General features: G+C 71.6%; 12 protein-coding genes. 6 read left to right on the top strand and 6 right to left on the bottom strand.

The features are described from left to right. Positions 1-60 precede the first annotated feature (60 nt). Positions 61-1980, top strand: a complete 1920-nt coding sequence (locus MTS1_RS15105) for a transcription antiterminator (RefSeq protein WP_023955514.1) — start codon at positions 61-63, stop codon at positions 1978-1980. 10 nt (positions 1981-1990) lie between these two features. Here the strand turns inward: MTS1_RS15105 and MTS1_RS15100 are convergent, their stop codons facing one another. The 3 genes from MTS1_RS15100 to MTS1_RS15090 all read right to left on the bottom strand — a co-directional run bounded on the left by MTS1_RS15100 (position 1991) and on the right by MTS1_RS15090 (position 5270). After that, positions 1991-2560, bottom strand: a complete 570-nt coding sequence (locus MTS1_RS15100) for a GNAT family N-acetyltransferase (RefSeq protein ID WP_023955513.1) — start codon at positions 2558-2560, stop codon at positions 1991-1993. Between the two features lie 149 nt (positions 2561-2709). Then, a complete protein-coding gene (locus MTS1_RS15095; RefSeq protein WP_036306178.1) occupies positions 2710-4410 on the bottom strand; it encodes a phospho-sugar mutase in 1701 nt (566 codons plus the stop codon). Between the two features lie 26 nt (positions 4411-4436). Next, complete coding sequence (locus tag MTS1_RS15090; protein ID WP_023955510.1) at positions 4437-5270, bottom strand: purine-nucleoside phosphorylase; 834 nt, start codon at positions 5268-5270, stop codon at positions 4437-4439. A gap of 68 nt (positions 5271-5338) precedes the next feature. Between MTS1_RS15090 and MTS1_RS15085 the strand changes: the two genes are divergently transcribed. Next, positions 5339-6802, top strand: a complete 1464-nt coding sequence (locus MTS1_RS15085; protein WP_023955508.1) for an NAD(P)H-quinone dehydrogenase — start codon at positions 5339-5341, stop codon at positions 6800-6802. A 108-nt stretch (positions 6803-6910) separates the two neighbouring features. On the opposite strand, the gene MTS1_RS15080 is transcribed toward MTS1_RS15085, so the two are convergent. The 3 genes from MTS1_RS15080 to MTS1_RS15070 form a co-directional block, all read right to left on the bottom strand. Next, positions 6911-7363: a hypothetical protein gene (locus tag MTS1_RS15080; RefSeq protein ID WP_023955506.1), complete on the bottom strand. Its 453-nt coding sequence runs from the start codon at positions 7361-7363 to the stop codon at positions 6911-6913. A 16-nt stretch (positions 7364-7379) separates the two neighbouring features. After that, a complete protein-coding gene (locus MTS1_RS15075; RefSeq protein ID WP_023955504.1) occupies positions 7380-9146 on the bottom strand; it encodes a biotin carboxylase N-terminal domain-containing protein in 1767 nt (588 codons plus the stop codon). A 98-nt stretch (positions 9147-9244) separates the two neighbouring features. Then, positions 9245-9901: a nucleoside triphosphate pyrophosphatase gene (locus MTS1_RS15070; protein ID WP_023955502.1), complete on the bottom strand. Its 657-nt coding sequence runs from the start codon at positions 9899-9901 to the stop codon at positions 9245-9247. Positions 9902-9945: 44 nt separating this feature from the next. Between MTS1_RS15070 and MTS1_RS15065 the strand changes: the two genes are divergently transcribed. The 4 genes from MTS1_RS15065 to MTS1_RS15050 are packed head-to-tail and all read left to right on the top strand — an operon-like array spanning position 9946 to position 14208. After that, entirely contained in the window at positions 9946-11241 is a 1296-nt protein-coding gene (locus MTS1_RS15065) for a class I SAM-dependent RNA methyltransferase (RefSeq protein ID WP_023955500.1), read from the top strand. Positions 11242-11250: 9 nt separating this feature from the next. Further along, positions 11251-11907 carry a response regulator transcription factor gene (locus MTS1_RS15060; protein ID WP_023955498.1) on the top strand — a complete coding sequence of 219 codons (657 nt, stop codon included), beginning with the start codon at positions 11251-11253 and terminating at the stop codon, positions 11905-11907. Beyond that, positions 11897-13135 (top strand): sensor histidine kinase, encoded by a 1239-nt coding sequence (locus MTS1_RS15055; RefSeq protein WP_023955496.1) that lies wholly within the window; start codon positions 11897-11899, stop codon positions 13133-13135. Before MTS1_RS15060 ends, MTS1_RS15055 begins: the two co-directional genes overlap by 11 nt. Then, the gene (locus MTS1_RS15050) at positions 13132-14208 is read left to right on the top strand and encodes a hypothetical protein (protein ID WP_023955494.1); all 1077 of its coding nucleotides are present in this window, start codon (positions 13132-13134) and stop codon (positions 14206-14208) included. The genes MTS1_RS15055 and MTS1_RS15050 overlap by 4 nt, the downstream gene beginning before the upstream one ends. Positions 14209-14277 lie beyond the last annotated feature (69 nt).

The following is a 14277-nucleotide window of genomic DNA, read 5'->3' as shown; positions in this document are numbered from 1 at the left end:
ACAAGGCCTTCCTGCTTCCGCAGGGGCGGAAGCTCAGCCGGGCCATGATGGAATGGGAACGTGACCAGGAGCCGGCAGGACCGCGTCCTCGCGATTCTCGCGCGCGACGGCGACTGGGTGACCGCAGCCGCGCTCGCCGATGCGATCGGCGTCACGCCTCGCTCGATCCGCAGCTACGTCACCGCCCTCAACGCCCGGGTTCCCGACGGCGTCGTGGTCGAGTCCGGGCCGCAGGGTTACCGCGCGGGCCCCGACAGCTCGGGGGCCGTGCACGTGGGCGACGCCGGCACGCCACGCGATCGGCTGCACCGCCTGGTGCGCTCACTGCTGGACTCTCCCGACGGGATCGACGTCTTCGAGACCGCCGAGGCCTTCTTCGTCAGCCCCGCCACGATCGACGCCGACCTCGGCCGGGTGCGCGGGCTCCTCGGCGGCACCGAGCTCAGCCTCGAGCGCACATCGTCGCGGGCACGTCTGCGCGGTACCGAGATGGCCCAGCGCCGGCTCCTCAGCCGACTGGCGCACGAGGAGACCGACGACGGCTCGTTCGATCTCGACAGCCTCCGCCGGACTCTCGGCGAACGCTCGGTCGGCGCGGTGGCCTTCGGTCCCTTCAAAGACGACCTGGTCTCGGAGCTGACCGAGCTCGGCTACTTCGTCAACGAGTTCGGCATCGGGGATGTCGTCATGCACATCGCCATCGCCGCCGATCGCATCACGCGGGGCCGGGCGCTCGAGGTGGCGGAGGCCGACGATGCCGCGTTCCGAGCTGAGGTCGGCGACATCCTCGACCGCCTCACGCGCCGGCACCTGGGCGTCGTCCTCGGGTCGGGTGACCGCCAGCATCTCGCCGCACTCGTGCTCACGCGCGTCGTAGCCCCGGGGGCGACCGAGCCGGCGGCGCTCATCCGCGAGCGCATCGACGCCGATGTCGCGACCGCGGTGCGCGACGTCGTGCGGCGGGCAGCCGCGGAGTTCCTCGTCGACATCGACCAGGAGGACTTCGTGCTGCGGCTGTCGCTGCACGTGCAGAACCTCAAGCATCGGGCGCGAGAGCAGGCGTGGTCGCGCAACCCTCTCACGCGATCGCTCAAGACGACGTATCCGATGATCTTCGAGGTCGCCGTCTACATCGCCGACGCCCTGCGCGGCCTGCTCGGCATCCCGCTCCTCGATGACGAGATCGCCTACATCGCGATGCACGTCGGCGGGCGGCTCGAACGCAGCCGGCTCTCGGCGCAGGCGCTGACGGCGACGATCGTGTGCCCCGGCTACTACGAGCTGCACGAGCTGCTGCGCTCGAGCGTCGACCGGTCGCTGGGCCAGGCGCTGGACGTCGTCGGCGTCGAGACGCGCGTCGACCCGGACTGGGCATCCATCGACACCGACCTCATCCTGTCGACCATCGCCCCGCCCGTCGGGAGTGACCGGATCGTCCACATCCAGCCGTTCCTCACCGACGCCGACATCGATCGGGTGCAGACCGCCGCCGCGCGGCTCCGCCGGGCCCGGCGCCTGGCCCGCCTGCGCGCCGAGCTGGAGCGCTACTTCGACCCGTCCGCCTTCATCCGCGGGCTCGACGGCGAGGGGGGAGAAGAGGGCGTCATCCGGCAGCTGGGCTCGCTGCTCGTCGGTCAGGGCGTCATCGACGACGACTACATCGAGCGCACGATCGAGCGCGAGCGGCTGTCGTCCACGGCCTTCACCGACGCGCTCGCCGTTCCGCACGCCATCGGGATGACCGCGACGCGGACGGCGATCTCGCTCGGGATCGCCGACCCGTCTATCGCATGGGGCGACGGCCGCGTGCAGGTCGTGGCGATGGTCGCGTTCTCCGAGTCGGATCGTGCGGCCTTCCAGACGGTGTTCGAGCAGTTGGTCGAGGTGTTCAGCGAGCGCGAGAGCGTGCAGCGGATCGTGCGGCGCGGCACGACCTTCAGCGCCTTCCTCGATGAGCTCGTGGCGGTCGTCGACGGCTGATCGCGCGCACTCAGCGGGCGAGTCGGGCTTCGAGCCCCAGCTTCACCGCGGGCCACTCGTGCGGGAGCACCGAGTACACGACCGTGTCGCGGAGCGTCCCGCGCGGCCCCAACCGGTGGTTGCGGAGCACCCCGTCCTGCTTGGCGCCGAGGCGTTCGATCGCCGCGCGTGACTGGCGGTTGTGCCAAGACGTGCGGAACTCGACCGCGATGGCGTCGCAGCTCTCGAACGCGTGGCCGAGCAGCAGGCGCTTCGCAGCGGTGTTGACCGCGGTCCGCTGCACCGCAGGGGAGAGCCAGGTGTGCCCGATCTCGACCCGGCGGTTGGGTTGATCGATGTTGCAGAACGTCGTCATCCCGACCGCGATGTCGTCCCGCAGCACGGCGAACGGGTTCATGTGGCCCTCATCGCGCCAGGCGAGGCGCTGGGCGATGTCGGCCGGTACCGAAGCGGGCACCGAGGTGTACCAGGCGTATTCCAGCCCGGCCGTGGCGCGGGCGAGGTCGTCGGCATGATCGACGTCGAGCGGCACGAGCCGTACGTGATCGTCAGCGAGCTCCACAGGTTCCGTCAGCAGCACTCCCGAAGCCTAGCGGCGCGGATGCGCGATACAGACGTCGGACGGGTGGTGCTGGTGGGGTGCCCAGGGTCCCTCGAGGCGGCATCAGCCCCGCGCGTCCGACGAATGTATCGCCAGAAGCGCGGGACCATGCAGGCCGGAGGGGGGTGTCAGTCGATGGCCGCGAGCAGGTCGCGCACACCGGTCTCGAGCGCGGCGAGCCGCGATGCCGCATCGGCGGCCGAGTCTCCGCGAACGTCGAGGTACAGCTTGAGCTTCGGCTCGGTGCCGCTCGGGCGGACCAGGATGCGCGCGTCGCCCTCGAGCCACAGGCGCAGGATGTCACCGAGGGGCGGGCCCGACACCGGAGCGGCGAGATCCTCGAACGACACGACCGCGGCGTCGCCGATGCGGGTCGGCGGCGCGGAGCGCAGCGCGGTGGTGATGCGCCCGATGACCGCGAGATCGTCGACGCGGACCGACACCTGCCCGCTTGCGAAACTGCCGAACTCGGCGTCGAAGTCGGCGAGGAGGTCGCCCAGCGTCCGGCCCTGTTCCCGTGCCTCGGCGGCGAGGCCGAGGATGGCGATGGCGGCGGAGATGCCGTCCTTGTCCTTCACGGTCTCGGGGTTCACCAGGTAGCCGAGCGCCTCTTCGAACCCGAAGACGAGGCCGGGGGCGCGCGAGATCCACTTGAAACCGGTGAGGGTGGCGTGGAAGTCGAGGCCGTAGCGCTCCGCGACGACCTGGAGCGCAGGCGACGAAACGAGCGAGCAGGCGAGCGAGGCGCCGTCGGCGACACCGCCCTCCGCGGCTCGACGCGCCGCGCGCCAGCCGAGCAGCAGACCGATCTGGTTGCCGGTCAGCCGCAGCCAGCCGCCCTCGGTGGCGGCATCCGGGATCGCGACCGCGAGGCGATCGGCGTCGGGGTCGTTCGCGAGGATGAACTCCGCGTCGTTCGCGCGGGCGGTCTCGAGTGCCAGATCCATCGCGCCCGGTTCCTCGGGGTTGGGGAAGGCGACCGTGGGGAACCGGCCGTCCGGCTCGGCCTGCTCGGCGACCGGGACGGGATGCGGGTACCCCGCAGCGTCGAGGATGCGCAGCATCGTCTCGGTTCCGACACCGTGCATGGCCGTGTAGACCCAGCGCATCCCGTTCGCGCCTGCGGGAGCCGGCGCGACGGTCGCCGTCGCGGCGACGTACGCCTCGACGACCGCGTCGTCGGCGGTCTCGTACTGCTCGGAACGGGCAAGGGCTGAGATGTCGCCGGCATCCGCCACCCGCTGGATGTGCGCGGCGATCTCGCCGTCGGCGGGCGGAACGATCTGCGAGCCGTCGTCGGCCCCGCCGAGGTACACCTTGTAGCCGTTGTCGTCGGGCGGGTTGTGGCTCGCCGTGACCATGACACCGGCGTCGGCGCCGAGATGGCGCACGGCGAACGCCAGGACCGGCGTCGGAAGGAGCCGGGGCAGCAGGATGGCGCGCAGCCCTGCGCCCGCGAAGATCTCGGCCGAGTCTCGCGCAAAGCGCGCCGAGCCCCGACGGCCGTCGTAACCGATGACCACGACGGGCGGAGCATCGGGCCCGGCCTTCTCGAGCAGGTAGGCGGCGAGTCCTGCCGCTGCCTGCGTGACGAGGACGCGGTTCATGCGGTTGCTGCCGGCGCCGAGCCGGCCGCGGAGTCCCGCGGTGCCGAAGGCCAGGCGCGTGCCGAAGCGGTCGACGAGATCGGCCGCGGCTGCGGCATCCCCCGACTCGGCCGCGGCGATGACGGCCGTCAGCTCGTCACGGGTCTCGGGGTCGGGATCCTGAGCGAGCCAGGCTCGCGCCGCGTCCCACGGGACCGCCGGCGTCGTCGCGTCGACGGTCACGCCCGTGGCGGGCTCGTCCGCGCCGGTCACAGCGCCTCGATCACGCGGGCGAGGAGCGCCGAGATCACCGGCTCGGCCTCGCGACCGGCCTCGATCACCTCGGCGTGGCTGAGCGGGGTCTCCTGGATGCCGGCGGCGAGGTTGGTGATGAGCGAGAAGCCGAGGATCTCCATGCCGGCCTCGCGGGCGGCGATGGCCTCGAGCGCCGTCGACATGCCCACGATGTCGCCGCCGAGCGTGCGAGCCATTCGGACCTCGGCCGGTGTCTCGTAGTGCGGGCCGCGGAACTGGGTGTACACGCCCTCGTCGAGCGTGGGGTCGATCGAGCGGGCGATGTCGCGCAGTCGCGACGAGTAGAGGTCGGTGAGATCGACGAAGGTGGCGCCCTCGAGCGGCGAGTCCGCGGTGAGGTTCAGGTGATCGCTGATGAGCACCGGCTGGCCGGGTCGCCACGTCGGCTTGATACCGCCGGCACCATTGGTCAGCACCATGATCTTCGCGCCCGTGGCGGCGGCGGTGCGCACGCTGTGCACGACCCGGCGAACGCCGTGCCCCTCGTAGTAGTGGGTGCGGGCGCCGATGACGAGGATGCGCTTGCCCTCGGGGGTGAGGATGCTGCGGATCGTCCCGACGTGCCCCTCGAGCGCCGGCTTGCTGAAGCCGGTGACGTCGGTGGCCGGGATGGTCGCCGTGGTCTCGCCGATGAGCTCGGCCGCGCGACCCCAGCCGCTGCCGAGGGTGAGCGCGATGTCGTGGCGCTCGACGCCGCTGATACGGGCGATGTCGGCCGCCGCCTCGCGGGCCACATCGAGCGGGTCGACAGCGGGATCGTCGAGCGGGTGCGCGGAGGAGTCAAGCATCCCCCCACTCTAAGACTCGCGACCCGTCGGACGCAGGTGTGCGCGACCGACTCTGCGGCTGAGGAAGAATGGAGACCATGTCGCCTCTCAGCTTCGAGCGCACCCAAAGCGTCGCCGTCCTCGGTGGCGGCCCCGGCGGATACGAGGCGGCGCTGGCCGCCGCCCAGCAGGGTGCGGAGGTGACGCTGGTCGAACGCGCCGGCGTGGGCGGCTCGGCCGTCATCACCGACGTCGTCCCCTCGAAGTCGCTGATCGCCACGGCCGATGCCGCGGTGGCCATCGCCGGGGCATCCGATCTCGGCGTCCAGCTGTTCGCGCGGTCGGACTCCGGCACCCCCCTCAAGCCCGAGATCGCGATCAACCTGGCGGCGGTCAACCGCCGACTGCTGTCCCTCGCGCGCCAGCAGTCCGACGACATGCGCGCGCAGCTGGTCGAAGCGGGCGTGCGCATCATCTCCGGTCACGGCCGCCTCGACGGCACTCACGCCCTGATCGCGGCGACCGGCCCCGGTGGCACCGACTTCGACCGCGTGGAGGCCGACACCCTGGTCGTCTCGGTGGGCGCGTCGCCGCGCGAGCTGCCCAGTGCGAAGCCCGACGGGGAGCGCATCCTCACCTGGACGCAGCTCTACGACATGAAGTCCCTGCCCGAGCACCTCATCGTCGTGGGATCCGGCGTGACGGGAGCGGAGTTCGCGTCGGCCTACATGAACCTCGGGGCGAAGGTGACGCTGATCTCCAGCCGCGACCAGGTGCTTCCGGGCGAGGACGTCGACGCGGCGGCCGTCATCGAGAAGGTCTTCAAGCGCGGCGGGATGACGGTGCTGTCGAAGTCTCGCGCCGAGAAGGTCGAGCGCACCGAGAACGGCGTCGTCGCGACCCTCTCGGACGGGCGCACGGTCGAGGGGAGCCACTGCCTCATGGCGGTCGGCTCGATCCCCAACACCGCCGGCATCGGTCTCGAAGAGGCCGGTGTCCAGCTCACCGACTCGGGTCACATCCAGGTCAACCGCGTTGCGCGCACGTCCGTGCCGAACATCTACGCCGCGGGCGACTGCACCACTTTCGTACCGCTCGCCTCGGTCGCCGCGATGCAGGGGCGCCAGGCCGTCTTCCACGCGCTCGGCGACACCGTCATCCCGCTCGAGCGCCGTCGCATCACCGCGAACATCTTCACCGCGCCCGAGATCGCGACAGTGGGCCAGCAGCAGAAGGACATCGAGTCGGGTCTCGTGAACGGGTACGTTCACAAGCTCCCGCTCGCCGCGAACCCGCGCGCCAAGATGATGGGCGTCAAGGACGGCTTCGTGAAGATCATCGCGCGCGAGGGGTCGGGCACCGTCATCGGCGGCGTCATCGTCGCCCCGCGCGCGTCGGAGCTGATCTACCCGATCGCGATCGCCGTCGAGCGTCGGCTCACGGTCGACCAGGTCTCGCGGGTCTTCGCGGTGTACCCCTCGCTCACCGGCAGCATCACGGATGCCGCGCGTGCGATGCACCTGGTGCAGCGCGACGAGGACCCGCTGTCCTGAGCCGCGCGCGCGAGCGTCGGAGAATCGCGCGAAAATCGGAGTGATCCTGGCGATCGCTCCGATTTCGCGCCTCTCTCCGACGCGCACGCGCGACGATGCGTCGCCGTGTCACCTCACATCGGCGTAGTAGCGCGTCTCCGGTTCGGCGCGGACGGCAATCCTGACGGCTGTGGTGCGGGTGGCGTCGACGAGCTCGAGAGAGTGCGGCTTCTCGTCGCAATCGATGCTCGTCTCCACGCCGCGCGAGCCGGACGTCGTCGAAGCCTCCACGGACACCGTCGCGGTGTGACCGCCGAAACACCGCACCTCGACCGCACTCGCCGGAGCCGGCTCGGCGAGCGTCAGGATAACGCCTGCGCTCCGGTCACTGGAGTTCTCGAACGGCATCGTGCGACCGCTCGCCGCGCCGATGCCGACATCCGCGCCGGCTGGTTTGGCCGCGACCGAGGCGAGCCACGCGTCCGCCGCCGCGAGGTCGACCGTGTCGGAAGCGCAGGCGCTCAGCCCGAGAGCGAGCCCCAGCAGACAGACGACGGGAAGAACACGTACAGGGTGGTGCATGCCCCCACCCTAGGGCTCAGGAGATCGTGAGCAGGGGGTGACCCGCGCCGACCGTGGTGCCGGGTGTCGCGTCGATCGCGCCGACCACGCCGTCCTTGTGCGCCTGGATGGGCTGCTCCATCTTCATCGCCTCGAGGACGACCACGAGGTCGCCCTTGACGACCTGCTGGCCGGCCTCGACGGCGACCTTGACGACCGTCGCCTGCATCGGCGACTTCACGGCGTCTCCGGATGCCGCAGCGCTGGCGCTCGCGGCGTGCGATCGGCGCGACGGCGGTACCTGAGCGGGACGGCCGACCGCGACCGGCGGCGATGCGACGCGATCGGGGAGGCTCACCTCGAGGCGCTTGCCGGCGACCTCCACGACCACCGTGTGGCGGCCGCTCGGTTCTGCGGGAGCCTCCAGTTCGCCGTCCCAGGCCGGGATGTCGTTGACGAACTCGGTCTCGATCCATCGCGTGAACACGCCGAACGTGCCGTCCTCCGCCGTGAAGGCGGGCTCGCGCACGACCCGGCGGTGGAAGGGAAGCACGGTGGGCATGCCGGCGACCTCGAACTCGTCGAGTGCCCGGCGCGACCGCTCGAGAGCCTCCTCGCGGGTGCGGCCCGTCACGATGATCTTGCCGAGCATCGAGTCGAAGGCGCCCGAGACCGAGTCGCCGGCCGTGACACCGGAGTCAAGACGGATGCCGGGACCGCCGAACGTCTTGAAGACGTGGATGCGGCCCGGCTGCGGCAGGAAGTTGCGCCCGGGGTCCTCGCCGTTGATGCGGAACTCGATCGAGTGGCCGACCGGGGCCGGGTCGTCGTAGTCGAGCGTGCCGCCCTCGGCGATGCGGAACTGCTCGCGGACGAGGTCGATGCCGGTGACCTCTTCGGACACGGGGTGCTCGACCTGCAGGCGGGTGTTGACCTCGAGGAACGAGATCGTTCCGTCGGCGCCGATGAGGAACTCGCAGGTTCCGGCCCCGACATAGCCGACCTCGCGCAGGATGGCCTTCGAGGCGGAGTAGAGGATGTCGTTCTGCTCGGCCGTGAGGAAGGGCGCGGGCGCCTCTTCGACGAGCTTCTGGTGGCGTCGCTGCAGCGAGCAGTCTCGCGTGGAGACGACGACGACGTTGCCGGCGGCGTCGGCGAGGCACTGCGTCTCGACATGGCGCGGCTTGTCGAGGTACTTCTCGACGAAGCACTCACCACGGCCGAACGCGGCGATCGCCTCGCGGGTGGCCGACTCGAACAGTTCGGCGACCTCGTCGAGCTCGCGCGCGACCTTCAGGCCACGCCCGCCGCCGCCGTAGGCGGCCTTGATGGCGATGGGCAGGCCGAACTCGTTCGCGAAGGCGATGACCTCGTCGGCCCCGTCGACCGGCCCGGGGGTGCCGGGGGCGAGGGGAGCGCCGACCTTCTCGGCGACGTGCCGGGCGGTGACCTTGTCACCGAGGGCCTCGATCGCCTCGGGGGAGGGGCCGATCCAGGTGAGGCCGGCGCCGATGACGGCGCGGGCGAACTCGGCGTTCTCAGCGAGGAAGCCGTAACCGGGGTGCACGGCGTCGGCGCCGGAGCGGCGAGCGACCGAGAGGATCTTCTCGATGGAGAGGTAGGTCTCGGCGCTCGTCGAGCCCTCGAGGGCGTACGCCTCGTCGGCGAGGCGGGCGTGGAGCGCGTCGCGATCCTGGTCGGCGTAGACGGCGACCGACGCCTTCCCGCTGTCTCGGGCGGCGCGCACGATTCGGACGGCGATCTCGCCGCGGTTCGCGATCAGGACCTTGGCGATCTCAGGCATGAATGCCAGCCTAGCGAGCGCGGGCGCTCGTCTTTTGGATCACTCGCACAAAGTGATCGATTGAACGTGGGCGGATGCCTACGAAACGGGTGTAGCGGTCAGGCCGTGCGGGGCCTGCTCCAGAGGTCGGTCCAGGCCACGTCGAGCTCGCGGACGAGCAGGCGCAGCGTCGACAACGACATCCCCACCACCGTCGAGGGATCGCCCTCGACCCGCGTGATGAAGGCGCCGCCGAGGCTGTCGACGGTGAATGCGCCGGCGACCTGCAGCGGCTCGCCGGTCGCGACGTAGGCCGTGATCTCGTCGGACGAGATGTCGTCGGCGAAGGTGACGGCCGCCTCGGCGACCGCGTGGGCCTCGCGCGGGGCGGCTCCCGGACGAACACGGAAGACGGAGTGCCCGGAGTGGAGGATTCCGGTGCCGCCGCGCATCCGCTCCCACCGCTCGGTCGCGACCGCCGGCCGCAGCGGCTTGCCGAGCACCTCGCCGTCGAAGGCGAACATCGAGTCGCCCCCGATGACGATGCCGTCGAAGTCGGGCTCGTCCCGTGCGAGCGTCGCGACCACGTCGGCCGCCTTGCGCCGAGCGAGCACCAGGACGTGCTCCTCCGGCGGCAGGACCCGGCCCTCCGCGGCCTCGAGCGCGGCGACGACGGCCTCCTCATCGACCTCGGGCGCCCGGGTGGCCGGTTCGATGCCGGCCTGACGCAGGAGCATGAGACGAGCGGGGGAGGTCGAGGCCAGGCACACGCGCATGCCGTTCACGCTACCCGCGGGCGCGCGTGTGCGAGCATCGTGGGATGCAGTCCGGCGACCTTCTCGATCTCGACGTCACCGACGTCGCCCACGGCGGCGTCTTCGTCGCCCGTCACGAAGGCCGCGTCGTCTTCGTCCCCGACGCGATCCCCGGAGAGAGGGTGCGTGCGCGGCTGACCGACACCGCGAAGTCGTCCTTCTGGCGTGCCGACGCGCTCGAGGTGCTCGAGGCGTCGCCGCATCGGCGACCTCACGTCTGGTCTCCGGCCGACATCGGCACCGCCCCGGAGAGCCGGCCGGGCGGAGCGGACTTCGGGCACATCGAGCTCACGCACCAGCGCGAGCTCAAGCAGCGCGTCCTGCGTGATGCGCTGCAGCGCTTCGGCGGCGTCGACAGCGACGTCGTGGTGGCGAGCGCCGGTGCCGACGAGACCGCCGACGGCACCGGATGGCGTACGCGCGTCAGCCTGCACGTCGATGACGAGGGACGCATCGGACCGTTCGCGGCACGGTCTCACCGCGTCGTCGAGGTCGACGATCTGCCGCTGGCCACGCCCGCGATCGCCGAAGCGGTCACGGGCGGTCGCTCCGCCGCGCCCGGCCGCCTCGATCTCGTTCAGCCCGCCGACGGGCGCGTGCGCGCTCTTCCTCGGCCCGAGACCCCCCGCCGACGGGGTCGAGGCGGACCGCGGCCGACCGTGGACCCGGCTCTGCGCGAGGTCGTGACCGAGCGGGTCGGTGACCGGGACTTCCGCGTGGACGCCGGCGGCTTCTGGCAGGTGCACCGGCTCGCGCCGGTGGCGCTGCGGGATGCGGTCCACGGCGGGCTGCGCGCGGCGGGGCGCGACACGGTCGATCCCGACGCGTGGCACCTCGATCTGTACGGCGGCGTCGGCCTGCTCGCCGCATCCGTCGCCGAGCTCGGTGGTCCCGCTACCCGCATCACGAGCGTCGAGTCCGATCCGCGTGCCACCGACCATGCCGGCGAGAACCTGGCCGAGTGGGTGGGGGCGCGCGCGGAGACGGGTCGCGTCGACCGCTGGCTGCTGCGGACCGAGCAGACGGCTTCGAACGCCGAGCGCGCCCGGTTGCGCGCCGGAGTGACGGTGCTCGACCCGCCGCGATCGGGAGCCGGACGTGAGGTCGTCGACTCCCTGCTGCGGCTGCGCCCCGGGACGCTCGTCTACGTCGCGTGCGATCCGGTCGCGCTCGCGCGCGATCTCGGCATGCTCCGCGCGGGCGGCTACACACCCGTGTCGCTGCAGGGGCTGGACCTGTTCCCCAACTCGCACCACATGGAGGCGGTCGCGGTACTCACCGACGAGGGTCCACTGTCCTAGGCTGAGCGCATGACACGGGTGGCACTCATCGACGATCACGAGTCGGTCCGACTCGGGCTCGCCGCCGCCTGTTCCCGTGCCGGAGTCGGCGAGGTCGTCTTCACCGGCAGCACCGTCGCCGAGTACCTGCGATGGCGCAAGGACACGGGTGAGACACCCGCGGATGTTGTCGTCCTCGACCTCATGCTCGGTGACGGCGCGACGGTGTCCGAGAACGTCGCGCAACTCGTGTGGAACGGCTCGCAGGTGATCATCCACAGCGTCGCTGACCGTCCGGTCGCGGTGCGCGAGGCGCTCTCGGCCGGAGCGCTCGGCATCATCAGCAAGTCGGCGCGCGCCGACGACGTCGTCTCGGCGATCCGGACGGTCGCGCGCGGCGAGCACCTCGACAACGTCGAGTGGGCGAGTGCCGTCGACGGCGACCGTGCGTTCGCCGATGCCCAGCTCTCTGCGCGGGAGCGCGACGTTCTGCGCCTGTACGCCGCGGGCCTTCCGCTCAAGGCCGTGGCCGAGCGCCTGGGGATCGCGTATTCCACCGCCAAGGAGAACATCACCCGCGTTCGGGTGAAGTACGTCGAGGTCGGTCGTCCCGCGCCCACCAAGGTCGATCTTCTCCGCCGTGCGATGGAAGACGGTCTCGTCGCCGAAGCCTCCGATGCCCGCTGAGCCCGCGGGCGCCGGCATCCCGCGTCCCCGCCGGCCCGCGGAGTTCCGCGAGGCGCTGGCGCAGACGCAACGATTCACGCAGTCGCGCATCGACCGCATCCTGGGCATCGTCGTCGGGGCGGGAAGCGCCGTCATCGGCATCCAGGCGCTCGTGGGCGCCCTGAGCGCCCCGGTCGGGCACTCGACGTGGAACACGGCGCTGCTGATCGCCGTCCTCGGCTCGCTCCTGCTGATGTGCGTCTCGCTCATCACATCGCGCGGCGTCCGCGTCTTCACCGGCATCTTCGCCGGCGTCTTCCCGATCGCGACGTTGCTCTGGCCGCTCGCAGCCCGTACCCCCGCGACGGTGGACGAGCAGCCCTGGCTGTGGTTCCTCATCAACGTCGGGACGGTCGCCGCGGTCTTCTGCATGCCGCTCGCGGGGCAGATCGTGTGGGCTTTCCTGCTCCCGTTGCTGTACGGCGCGATGCGGCTGACCTTGCTGCCGCTCACGCCGGCTACCGTGCTGGACGTCGCGCTGGACTCGGCGTTCGCGATCATCCTCGCGAGCGTCCTGATCGTCGTGGGGTGGATTCTGCGCTCCCTCGCCGCCAGCATCGACAGCGGGCGCGAGGGGGCCGTCCGCTCCTTCGCGCAGGCGGCGGCCGCCGATGCGGTCGAGAAGGAACGCGTCGCTGTGGCGGCCCTCATGCACGACAGCGTCCTGGCGGCCCTCATCGCGGCCGAACGCGCCGAGACCGACCGCGAGCGCACTCTCGCGGTCTCCATGGCCCGCGACGCGCTCACCCGTCTCGCCAATGTCGATCAGGAGGCGGGCGAGGGGCCGGATGCGCCATTGGCGGCCGCGACCCTCGGCGAGGAGCTCGATGCAGCCGTGCGGCGATTGCACCCGGCTGCCGCGGTGATCCAGGATGTCCGGCCCGACGCCCGGCCGGTCCCGGGTCGCGTCGCGCGGGCGCTGCAGCTCGCGGCCGCCCAGGCGGTCACCAACTCGGTCGAACACGCCGGCGCGGCGAACCTGCGGGTGTCGTTCCGCGCAGACGGGGCAGGTTTGAGCATCGAGGTCCGAGACGACGGCCCCGGCTTCGAGGCGGCTCGCGTCGCCGAGGACCGGCTCGGCATCCGAGCCTCGATCATCGCGCGTGTCGCCGCGGTGGCAGGCGTGGCCACGGTCGATTCCGACGGGTCGGGGACGACCGTGTCGATCAGCTGGCGGGAGCGCTCATGAACCGTTCGGTGCGCTGGGTGCTCTCGGCGCTCGGGGTCGCGTTCACGGCCTATCTGGCGGTGGGCGGGATGATCTGGACCCGGCCGGTCGACGTGCCCGCCGTCTTGATCCTGAATCTCGTCGTCTACCTTGCCGTCACCGGCATGTGCATCTTCTGGCCGACGCGGCCCATGGGCGTTCCCTCTCGCCCTGGCGCCGATGCCCCGGCGGTCAGCGCCGTGACGGCGGGGATGAGCCGTCCGGCGCCGCTGCCGCTGTGGATCGCGCTGCTCGCCCTCGCCGTGACGGTCGTGATCCCGTCCGCAACGTGGTGGGCCGCGGGGGAGGCGGGGCGGCTGCAGCCTTTCGCGACCTGGAGTCTCGGCGGCCTCGGGGCGCTGATGGCGATCCTCGTGGTCCGCCGGCGATCGATCGTCGCGTGGTCGGGGATCGCGATGCTCTTCCTGCAGTCGGTGATCTGGATCGGACCCGAGCCCACCCTCTCTCTCGGCGCCGTCGGCTCGGCGCTCTGGGTGGGCGGTGCCCAGGTCATCGTGCTCCTGATCGACCGCGCGGCCGTCGAGACCGCGCAGCTGACCGCGCTCCAGCGCGAGGCGTCGGAGTGGCTGGCGACCCAGGAGGGACGCCGACGGGAGCGACGGGTGCGCGTGCAGCGCGCGCTCGCCGTGGCCGGGCCGGTGCTCTCGCGAACCATCAAGGCCGACGGCGACCTCGATGACGACGAGCGGCTGCAAGCCAGGCTCGCCGAGGGGCGCCTGCGCGATGAGCTGCGGGGGCCGCGTCTGCTGGATGACGCCGTGCGCCGCGTCCTGGAGGACGTCCGCCGGGCCGGCTCCCACGTGACGTTCCTCGACGAGGGCGGCCTCGACGGTCTCGATGACCGGGAGCTCGCCGGCATCCGGGCCGAGCTCGCCGAGGTGCTCGAGGGCGTCCGGTCGGAGCGCCTCTACATCCGTACCTCGACGCATCCCGACACGGCAGTCACAGTGGTCGGGCGGTCGCGCCACGACGACGGGTCCGACGAGACGGTGGACCTCTGGCGAGAGATCGCCCGCCCGCGTCCGCGTCCTTGACGTGCCGTGAGGTGCTGGGGGCGAGGGGCGGCGAAGCCGCCCGCCCCTCGCCATGCGAGTGGTTACCCG

The organism is Microbacterium sp. TS-1 (assembly GCF_000509385.1).
In the GTDB taxonomy this organism is placed as follows: Bacteria; Actinomycetota; Actinomycetes; order Actinomycetales; family Microbacteriaceae; genus Microbacterium; species Microbacterium arborescens.
The sequence above is the reverse complement of the archived record's forward strand: the minus strand, read 5'-3'. Positions and strand labels throughout refer to the sequence as shown.

Coding starts and splice junctions, on each gene's coding strand:
- MTS1_RS15050 (WP_023955494.1), top strand. CDS start 13,132: ATGAACCGTTCGGTGCGCTGGGTGCTCTCGGCGCTCGGGGTCGCGTTC.
- MTS1_RS15075 (WP_023955504.1), bottom strand. CDS start 9,146: ATGCCTGAGATCGCCAAGGTCCTGATCGCGAACCGCGGCGAGATCGCC.
- MTS1_RS15055 (WP_023955496.1), top strand. CDS start 11,897: ATGCCCGCTGAGCCCGCGGGCGCCGGCATCCCGCGTCCCCGCCGGCCC.
- MTS1_RS15070 (WP_023955502.1), bottom strand. CDS start 9,901: ATGCGCGTGTGCCTGGCCTCGACCTCCCCCGCTCGTCTCATGCTCCTG.
- MTS1_RS15085 (WP_023955508.1), top strand. CDS start 5,339: ATGGAGACCATGTCGCCTCTCAGCTTCGAGCGCACCCAAAGCGTCGCC.
- MTS1_RS15080 (WP_023955506.1), bottom strand. CDS start 7,363: ATGCACCACCCTGTACGTGTTCTTCCCGTCGTCTGTCTGCTGGGGCTC.
- MTS1_RS15065 (WP_023955500.1), top strand. CDS start 9,946: ATGCAGTCCGGCGACCTTCTCGATCTCGACGTCACCGACGTCGCCCAC.
- MTS1_RS15060 (WP_023955498.1), top strand. CDS start 11,251: ATGACACGGGTGGCACTCATCGACGATCACGAGTCGGTCCGACTCGGG.
- MTS1_RS15090 (WP_023955510.1), bottom strand. CDS start 5,270: ATGCTTGACTCCTCCGCGCACCCGCTCGACGATCCCGCTGTCGACCCG.